The 8,966-nt window shown below is 71.3% G+C and carries 7 protein-coding genes; 2 read left to right on the top strand and 5 right to left on the bottom strand.

Features of this window, described 5'->3' with window-relative positions; genetic code table 11:
* Both D471_RS0116325 and dnaG read right to left on the bottom strand, forming a co-directional pair.
* On the bottom strand, positions 1 to 732 hold a 732-nt coding region (locus D471_RS0116325), incomplete at its 3' end, for a sigma-70 family RNA polymerase sigma factor (RefSeq protein WP_017599615.1).
* A gap of 104 nt (positions 733 to 836) precedes the next feature.
* Entirely contained in the window at positions 837 to 2,723 is a 1,887-nt protein-coding gene (dnaG, locus tag D471_RS0116320; RefSeq protein ID WP_017599614.1) for a DNA primase, read from the bottom strand.
* Positions 2,724 to 2,947: 224 nt separating this feature from the next.
* Between dnaG and D471_RS0116315 the strand changes: the two genes are divergently transcribed.
* Together D471_RS0116315 and D471_RS0116310 are read left to right on the top strand one after the other, a co-directional pair.
* Entirely contained in the window at positions 2,948 to 4,102 is a 1,155-nt protein-coding gene (locus D471_RS0116315; RefSeq protein ID WP_017599613.1) for a hypothetical protein, read from the top strand.
* Positions 4,099 to 5,682, top strand: coding sequence for a vWA domain-containing protein (locus D471_RS0116310; protein ID WP_017599612.1), 1,584 nt, complete (start codon positions 4,099 to 4,101; stop codon positions 5,680 to 5,682). Before D471_RS0116315 ends, D471_RS0116310 begins: the two co-directional genes overlap by 4 nt.
* Here D471_RS0116310 and D471_RS0116305 read toward each other — a convergent pair.
* The 3 genes from D471_RS0116305 to D471_RS34700 form a co-directional block, all read right to left on the bottom strand.
* The gene (locus D471_RS0116305; protein WP_017599611.1) at positions 5,673 to 6,725 is read right to left on the bottom strand and encodes a LacI family DNA-binding transcriptional regulator; all 1,053 of its coding nucleotides are present in this window, start codon (positions 6,723 to 6,725) and stop codon (positions 5,673 to 5,675) included. The genes D471_RS0116310 and D471_RS0116305 overlap by 10 nt on opposite strands.
* A gap of 163 nt (positions 6,726 to 6,888) precedes the next feature.
* Positions 6,889 to 8,142 carry a deoxyguanosinetriphosphate triphosphohydrolase gene (locus D471_RS0116300; RefSeq protein WP_026127786.1) on the bottom strand — a complete coding sequence of 418 codons (1,254 nt, stop codon included), beginning with the start codon at positions 8,140 to 8,142 and terminating at the stop codon, positions 6,889 to 6,891.
* 52 nt (positions 8,143 to 8,194) lie between these two features.
* Positions 8,195 to 8,966: YdcF family protein (locus D471_RS34700; protein ID WP_017599609.1), on the bottom strand; the 772-nt coding region annotated here is incomplete at its 5' end.

Here is an 8,966-nt window from a genome sequence, read left to right as displayed (position 1 = left end):
CTCCAGGCCCCGCTCGCCGCCGAACCCCATGGCGGAGGAGATCTCGGCGGTGCTCGGTTCCCGACCCAGCTGCTGGTGGAGCCGGTGCTGCACGCGTAGGAGCTTGTTGATCGTCTCCACCATGTGCACGGGGATCCGGATCGTGCGCGCCTGGTCGGCGATGGCTCGGGTGATGGCCTGGCGGATCCACCACGTGGCGTAGGTGGAGAACTTGAAGCCCTTGGTGTAGTCGAACTTCTCCACCGCGCGGATCAGGCCCAGGTTGCCCTCCTGGATGAGGTCGAGGAAGAGCAGTCCCCGCCCCATGTAGCGCTTGGCGATCGACACGACGAGTCGGAGGTTGGACTCGATCAGCCGCCGTTTGGCACGCCGCCCCTCCTCCACCAGCGCGTCGAGCTCCTCGGCCGTGCACACCGTCGCGTCCGGTTCGCGGCGCTGGGCGTACAGGCCCGCCTCGATCGCCTTGGCGAGGTCGACCTCCTCCTCGGCGGTCAGCAGCGGCACCCGACCGATCTCGCCGAGGTAGAGGCGGACCAGGTCCGCCCCGGAGCGTCTGCCGCCGTCGGTCGGAGGACCGGTCTCCTCCGCGTCGGCGACCTCGACCCCGATGCGGGCCAGATGCCGCACTGCCTCATCCAGGGACTCGGGGGGCGCGTCCAACCGTTCCAGGGCAGAGGCGACCTCACCGCGACTGACCGTTCCCCGAGCCGCGTCCGGAAGCATCCGGACCACTTGTCGAACCGACGGCATTTCGTGCGTCACAACTGTGGGAGCCACCACTACATTGTGCCGGTCCGGGCACCCTTAAGGGGAGACCCATTATTGTCACCCCACTGCTACATTGCCCCCTGGCCATACTCTCGAAGAGCACGTCTTTCCTGTTCAAGGCGCATAAGCTCGGTGAATACCCGCTGCTGCTCATCGACTTGAGAAGTACCTTCGAGCCGAGCGAGCTCGGATTTGAGGTTTGCCACCCGCCGATTGATGGAATGAGTCTTGACTGTGCCCAGCATTTGAGTGGCGTAATGCTCGTCGAGTTCTCCATAGAACTCCACGGGTTCGACCACCAAGCGCGTGAGGAAATCGCGCTGGGCCTCATTCGGCGCGGCCTCGCGCAGGTCGTTCACCCAGCCCTGCGGATCATGTGCGGCGGCCACCCCACCGCCCCGGGCGATGAGGGCGAGCACCGCCCTGTGCTGCGGGACGGTGAAGTCCTCATCGGTGAACTCGTCGAACCCCCGGGCCAGACCCGGGAACTGCACGGCGATCTTGAGGGCCTGGCGTTCCCGCTGGACCGAGGGATCGCGCAGGTCGTAGGGGGCCTCCCCCGCGTCCGGGGTCGGGACCGGACGGGCGTCGGCTCGCGGCCGCCGCTCTCCCCCGCGCGCGGCGGACCCGCGCATGTGCTGGGCGACCCGGCGCTGGACGAGGGCCTCGTCCATGATCCCGGTCCAGCGGTCCAGGCTCGCACCGTAGTTGCGGCGCACGCCCTCGTCGCGGATGCTCGCCACGATGGGGGCGGCCGCGTCCAGGGCGGCCATCCGACCCTCGGGAGAGGAGAGGTCGTAGCCCTCCATGACGTTGCGGATCATGAACTCGTACAGCCGCACGGCGCCGTCGACGAGGTCGACCACCGCTTGCGGGCCGTGCTGGAACCGCAGGTCGCAGGGGTCGAGCCCGTCGGACTGCACGGCGACGTAGGTCTCGGAGGTGAACCCGTGCTCCTCGGCGAAGGCGCGCACGGCCGCCTTCTGCCCGGCCTTGTCCCCGTCGAAGGTGAAGACCACCCGGCCGCCCTGGTTGGTCCGGCCCAGCAGCATGCGGCGCAGGATCTTGACGTGGTCCTCGCCGAAGGACGTGCCGCAGGTGGCCACGGCGGTGGTCACCCCGGCGTCGTGGCAGGCCATGACGTCGGTGTAGCCCTCGACGATGACCGCCTCGCCCTTCTGGGAGATGTCACGCTTGGCCAGGTCGAGCCCGTACAGCAGCCGCCCCTTGTGGAAGATGGGGCTCTCCGGCGAGTTGAGGTACTTGGGGCCGTCCTCGGAGGGGTCGAGCTTGCGGGCGCCGAAGCCGACGACCTCGCCGGTGACCTCGCGCACCGGCCACAGCAGCCGGTTGCGGAAGCGGTCGTAGGCTCCGCGCCGCCCCTGGCTGGCCAGGCCGCCGCTGATCAGCTCCTGGTCGGTGAAGCCCTTGCGGCGCAGGTGGGCGGTGAGGTTCTCCCATCCGGCGGGGGCGAAACCGAGGCCGAAGCGCTCGGCGTGGGTGCGGTTGAAACCGCGTTCGGTGAGGAAGCGGCGTGCGGTCGCCGCCTCGGGGGACAGCAGCCGTTCGGCGTAGAACTCGGCCGCGGCGCGGTGGGCGTCGAGCAGGCGCTGGCGCTTGCCCTCGTCGCGCCTGGTGCTGCGGCCGCCCTCCTCGTAGCGCAGGGTGATGCCCGACTGGCGGGCGAGGGACTCGACCGCCTCGGTGAAGCTCAGGCTGTCGATCCGCTGGAGGAAGGAGATGACGTCCCCGCCCTCGTTGCAGCCGAAGCAGTACCAGAGGTTCTTCGAGGGGGTGACGTTGAAGGAGGGGGACTTCTCGTCGTGGAACGGGCACAGTCCCTTGAGCGAGCCGCCTCCGGCGTTGCGTAGCTGGAGGTACTCGCCGATCACGTCCGCGATGGGGGTGCGTTCGCGCACCAGGGCGATGTCTTCGTCTTTGATCCGTCCTGCCACGGGTGCCAGCGTAGTTCGCCTGAGGGACCGTCCGTCCCCTGTCCGCGAGGCCCACCCGTCACCCGCCACCGCTCAGCGGTCACTGCGCGGAGGGGCGGGACACCCCCAACCGACACCTTCGGTGCGGCGCCCCTCCCGTTTCCCCTCCGTCCACCCGGGCGACACCGGGGCGTCGACCGTGCCTGGCAGCGTCGGAGACCCCCAGCCGAGGAGGATCGACAACGGTGCCCGGTCTCCCCCCTCCGTTCGGCCGTCGCTCGACCTGGATCGTCGTCGGCGCCGCCGCGGTGGCCGTGGTCCTGGTCGCGATCGGGTTCGTCGTGTTCACCCGCGAGACGACACCGGTCGAGGGCGTGGTCGGCTCGGAGAAGGTCGCGTTCTTCGAGGACGAGCGCGTCCAGGACCGGTTCGAGGACCTGGGGTATGCCGTCACCGTGCGCCCCCGGGGCTCCCGGCTGCTGGGCGAGCGGACCGACGGTGCCGATTTCGTCTCCCCCGGGTCGCGCCACCTGGCAGAACGCGCCCAGGAGCTCAACAGCGTCTCGACGGAGTACCTGCCGTTCAGCACTCCGATGGTCCTGCTCGGATACGAACCGGTGGTGGACGCTCTGGAGGGCGCCGGGGTCGCCGTCCGGGAGGAGGACGGCACCTGGTCCTTCGACATGTCCGCCTACCTGGACCTGACCGAGGAGCGGACCCGCTGGCGCGACCTGCCCGGGGACTCGGTGAGCTCCAGTAACCGCAACGAGGTACTGGTCCGCACCACCGACCCGCGCACGTCCAACTCCGCCGCCATGCACGCCGTGGTGCTGTCCTACCTGCTCAACGGCGAGGAGGTCCTGGCTCCCGGTCCCGTCGACGAGGGGGTGTCCGAGACCATTTCCCGGCTCTTCCTCGCCCAGGGCCAGCCTCCGGAGTCCTCGCAGCAGCCCTTCGAGCAGTTCCGCGACCTCGGCGCCGGGCACACGCCGCTGGTGTGGGTGTACGAGTCCCAGTACGTGCAGGCGATGGTGAACGGTCCCGAACTGTCCGACGACGTGGTCGTGCTCTACCCGGGGCCGACCGTGTTCTCCGAGCACGCCGTGGTCCCCCTCACCGGCGCGGGCAACGAGGTCGGCCGGCTGCTCACCGAGGACCCCGAGCTCCAGGAGCTGGCCGCCGCACACGGCTTCCGCACCGACGACACCGCCCGGTTCGGCACCCTGGTGGAGGAGTACGGCCTCCCGGTCCGCACCCAGGTCACCGACGTGGTCCACCCCCCGACCTACGAGGCACTGGAGGCACTGCTGACCAGCATCGAGGACACCTACGAGGCCAGCGGGGCGAGGCCGCCCGTACCCGAGGAGGCCGGTGGCCGGGGCGGAGGTGGCCGCGGATGAGGCGCGCACTGCCCGCGGCCGCGCTCGCGGTCGCCCTGACGGCCTCCTCCTGCTCCCTCGTCGAGGGACTGGGCGGGGACACACTGCGGATCCTGGCCGGGAGTGAGGTCGCCGACCTGGAGCCGCTCCTGGAGGAGGTCTCCGAGCGCACCGGGGTGGAGGTGGAGCTCGACTACAGCGGCACGCTCGACGGGCTGACCCGGGTCGCCGCCGGTGACACCGGGGACTACGACGCGGTGTGGTTCGCCTCCAACCGCTACCTGCACCTGCACGAGGGCGGCCGGACCGCCGTGCACACCGAGACTCCGGTCATGGTCTCCCCCGTGGTCCTGGGTGTGGCCGAAGGCCGGGCCGAGACCCTGGGGTGGACCAGCGGCACCGATGTGACCTGGGCGGACGTGGCCGAGGCGGTCGCGGACGAGGAGCTGACCTACGGGATGACCAATCCGGGCGCCTCCAATTCCGGTTTCTCCGCGCTGATCGGGATCGCCTCGGCGCTGGCCGACACGGGCGTCGCCCTGCGCGGCGAGGACGTGGAGCGCGTCCGTCCGGAGTTGGCGGAGTTCTTCGAGGGCCAGGAGGTCACCGCGGGCTCCTCGGGGTGGCTGGCCCAGGACTTCGAGCGGCGCGTCCGCGAAGGGCGGCCGGTCGACGGGATGATCAACTACGAGTCGGTGCTGCTGTCGCTCAACGACTCGGGGGTGATGGAGGAGCCGCTCACCCTCGTGCACCCGGCCGACGGCACGGTGACGGCGGACTACCCGCTGACGCTACTGGCGAACCCGTCGGAGGAGACCCTGTCCGCCTATGAGCGGCTGGTCGGGGACCTGCTGTCGGAGGAGACGCAGCAGCGCATCGCCGATGACACCTGGCGGCGTCCGGTCGCTCAGGGGGCCTCGCTCACGGCGGACGTGCCACCGCTGGTGGAGCTGCCCTTCCCCGCCCAGTTGGAGGTGGTCGACGAGCTGGTCGCGGACTATGTCGGCGCCCTGCGGCGGCCGGCGCGCACGGTGTACGTGCTGGACGTGTCCGCGTCGATGGAGGGTGACCGGATCGAGGACCTGAGGTCGTCGTTGGAGGCGCTGACCGGCGCGGACGGCGGTTCCCTCGCCCATCGGACACAGGCCTTCCAGGAGCGGGAGGAGGTGACGCTGCTGCCGTTCTCCACGGAGCCGGGAGAGCCGAGCACGTTCGTGATGGAGCCGGGGACCGCGGAGTCGGCCGCGGCGGACCTGGCCGAGGAGGTGCGGTCGCTGGAGGCGGACGGGGACACGGCGGCCTACGACGCGCTCCGGGAGGCGTACGAACTGCTGGACGCCGCGCCCCGGGACGACCACCTGACCTCGGTGGTGTTCATGACCGACGGGGAGGTGAACCGGGGCTCGACCCTGGACGAGCTGCGCACCGCGTTGGACGGGATGCCGCGCGAGGTGGCCGCCACCCCGGTGTTCACGGTGCTGTTCGGCGAGTCCAATGAGACGGAGATGGCGGAGCTGGCCGAGATGACGGGCGGCCGGGTCTTCGACGGGCGTGAGCAGGACCTGGAACAGGTCTTCCGGGAGATTCGCGGCTACCAGTGACCTGGCGCCCCCGATGCGGGGGCGGTGCTCTCCCGGACGCGCAGCCTCGCGGGGACGACGGCGCGCGCCGGGGCGGCGTCCCCGGTCCCCCCGTCCGCGAGCGCGGCGAGGAGGAGTTCGACGGCGCTCCGGCCGAGCTGGGTGAAGTCCTGCCGGACGGTGGTCAGCGCGGGCGTGAGGTACTCGGTCTCGGGGATGTCGTCGAACCCGACGACGCTGACGTCGCCGGGAACCTCGATCCCGTTCTCGTGGAAGGCCCGCAGCACCCCGATCGACATCTGGTCGTTGGCCACGAAGGCCGCCGTGACCTCGGCTCCCCGGGCGCGTTCCCCGGCCAGCCGCAGCCCCAGTTCGTATCCGGACCGGGGGCTCCAGTCGCCGTGGGCCGGTGCGGGAACGGGTGCCCCGGCCTCGGCCAGCGCCCGGCGCCACCCCTCGACCCTCGCCTCGCCCTCCAGCCAGTCGCGCTTCCCGGCGATGTGGTGGACGGTCCGGTGGCCCAGGTCCAGCAGGTGGCGGGTGGCGGCGTACGCCCCGCCCTCCTGGTCGACGCGGACCACCGGCAGCCCCGACCCCCCACCGCCCTCGACCGCGACGAGCGGCCGGAGACCGGACAGGTCGGCGAGCGCCTCGACCACGGCCCGCTGCGGGGCGAGGGCGACGCATCCCTCCACCGACTGCTCGGCGAGACGGGCGGTGGCCTCGATGACCGCCTGGCGGGTGACACCGTCCAGGCTCACGACGCTCACGAAGTATCCGGCCTCGCGGGCGGCGTTCTCGATGGCGGCCAGGGTTCGGGCGGGCCCGAAGAGCGTGCTGTCGAAGGTGAGGACGCCGAGGAGGTTGGTCCTGCGGGTCACCAGGGCACGGGCCGAGGGGTTGCGCCGGTAGCCCAGCTCCTCGATGGCCGCCCGAACCCGGGTCACCGTCTCCGTCCGTACGTTGGGGTGCCCGTTGAGCACCCGGGAGACGGTCTGGTGGGAGACCCCTGCCAGCCGCGCGACGTCGGCCATGACGGGGGTGCGTCCGTCCCGTTCGGACATGGGGGTGTCCTCCTCACCGGATTCTCCGGCAGTGACGTGGGCAACATTGTTAGCGCTCACATCTGAGGCGTCAAGGAGCCTTCGTGACGGTTTCTCCGTTTCCTCCCCCGCCGTCCGCCCACGTGGGCGGACTCGGTCGACCCCCGCTGTGGACCGCCCGGTCTCAGCCGACCAGGCGGGCGTGCAGGGCGGTGGCCGAGGTGTCGGTGAGCGAGGCGACCTGGTCGACGACGACGCGCAGCGCGGCGGAGTCGTCGCGCGCGGCCTCGAACGCGGCGCGGAACTGCGGGTCCAATCCCCCGGGCGCGCCCTCGCGCAGCGCGGCGACCAGCTCCGTGATCGTTCGCCGTTCCTCGGCCTGGTAGGCCAGCGCCTCCTCCCGGGACATGACGAAGTGAGCGGCGACCGCCTTCAGCAGTGCGCACTCCAGGAGGGCCCGGCGGGGCAGGACGAGGTCGGCGCGGTAGCGGGTGAGCCGCCCGGGGCCGTGGGCGGCCCGGGTGGCGCGCTCGGCGGCATGACAGAAGCGGCCGATGAGTTCGCTGGTGAGGTTCTTGAGTGCGGCGAGGGAGGCGAGGTCGCCGGTGAACTCGCCGGGCCACATCGGTTCGGCGAGCAGGTCGGTGAGAACGTGGTCGAGTTCGGCGGTGTCGGCGTCACAGTAGCGGTCGGCGGCGATCCGGCACACCTCGGCGCGTTCGACGGGGGCGCGCAGTGCGGCCATGCTCACCAGCCCGGCGTGCAGGGCGTCCTCGACGTCGTGCACGGAATAGGCGACGTCGTCGGCCCAGTCCATGACCTGCGCCTCGAAGCAGGTGCGGCCAGCGGGAGCACCCTCGCGCAGCCAGGAGAAGACTTCGGTGTCGTCGGGGTAGCAGTTGAACTTGTGGGTGTCGCCGCCCTCGCCCCTGCGCCACGGGTACTTGACGGTGGCGTCGAGGGTGGCGCGGGTGAGGTTGAGTCCGTTGCTGCGGCCGTCCGGGGCGATCACCTTGCCCTCCAGGCGGACGAGCAGCCGCAGGCTCTGGGCGTTGCCCTCGAAGCCGCCGCAGGCGGCCGCGGCCTCGTCCAGCGCGCGTTCGCCGTTGTGGCCGAAGGGCGGATGTCCCAGGTCGTGGGACAGGCACGCGGCCTCGACCAGGTCGGGGTCGCAGCCCAGGGCCTGTCCCAGTTCACGGCCGATCTGGGCGCACTCCAGGGAGTGCGTCAGCCGGGTGCGCGGGAAGTCGCTCACCCCGGGCTGGACGACCTGGGTCTTGGCGGCCAGTCGGCGCAGCGCGGAGCTGTGCAGCACTCGGGCCCGGTCACGTTCGAAGGGGCCCCTGGCGCGGTTCTTGCGGGACTCGCCCGCCATCCGCGCGGTGTCCGTCGGCGTGTAGCCGGGGACACCGCCCTCTGATCCCGCTCGGTTCGTCATCGTCTTCACGACTCTACTCAGCGGAGGGGACGAAACATGACATCGACCCTGTTCAGGCCGCGTCGACGCGGATGTCGCTGCTGTCGCTGAAGATCCAGTAGTACCAGAGCGACATGGTCTCCCTGGTGATGTACCAGAGCTGGGTGCGGCGCTCGATGACCGCCGGTCCCGACCGTGCCGGGGAGGTGCCCGCCTCGATGCCGTGGTCGTGCGCCATGCGCTGGGAACGCAGACTGTGCCAGGGGTCGGAGACGAGGGTCGCCGTCTCCCAGCCGTTGTCCTCGAAGACCTCGGAGACGGCCCGGATGCTCTGCAGGGTGTCCCTGCCCTCCTCCACCGCGATGACCTGTTCCGCGGGTACGCCGACCTCGACCAGCCAGTTCCGCCCCGAGGCGGCCTCGGTGTAGTTGTCGGCGGGCTGCTTGCCGCCGACCGTGACGATGACGGGGGCGACTCCGCTCTGGTAGAGGCTCTGGGCGTGCCTCAGGCGGGCCTCGAAGATCTCCGAGGGCACGCCGTTGTACTGGCTGGCGCCGAGGACGATGATGGCGTCGGTGGCCGCACGGTCATCCTGTCGGGCCGTGTACCACACCCACGCCCAGGTCCCGGGGGGCAGCGCCAGGAGTGCGAGCAGCACGAGAGCGATCAGCCAGCGGACACGGAGGCGGCGGCGCTTGCGGCGGCGGGGCGGGGCCGGGCGTGAGCGCCCCCGACGGGGGCCGCGGCCGTCGCCCGGGCCGTCACCACGGGGATCGGTGGGGTCGTCGATCGGCGTGCCGCGTCCGGGGTTGCCGTCCGTCGGGCTTCGGGGGCCGTCCGGTTCG

The sequence above is a fragment of the Nocardiopsis lucentensis DSM 44048 genome, from assembly GCF_000341125.1.
In the GTDB taxonomy this organism is placed as follows: Bacteria; Actinomycetota; Actinomycetes; order Streptosporangiales; family Streptosporangiaceae; genus Nocardiopsis; species Nocardiopsis lucentensis.
This window is presented reverse-complemented; position numbering and strand designations above follow the sequence as displayed.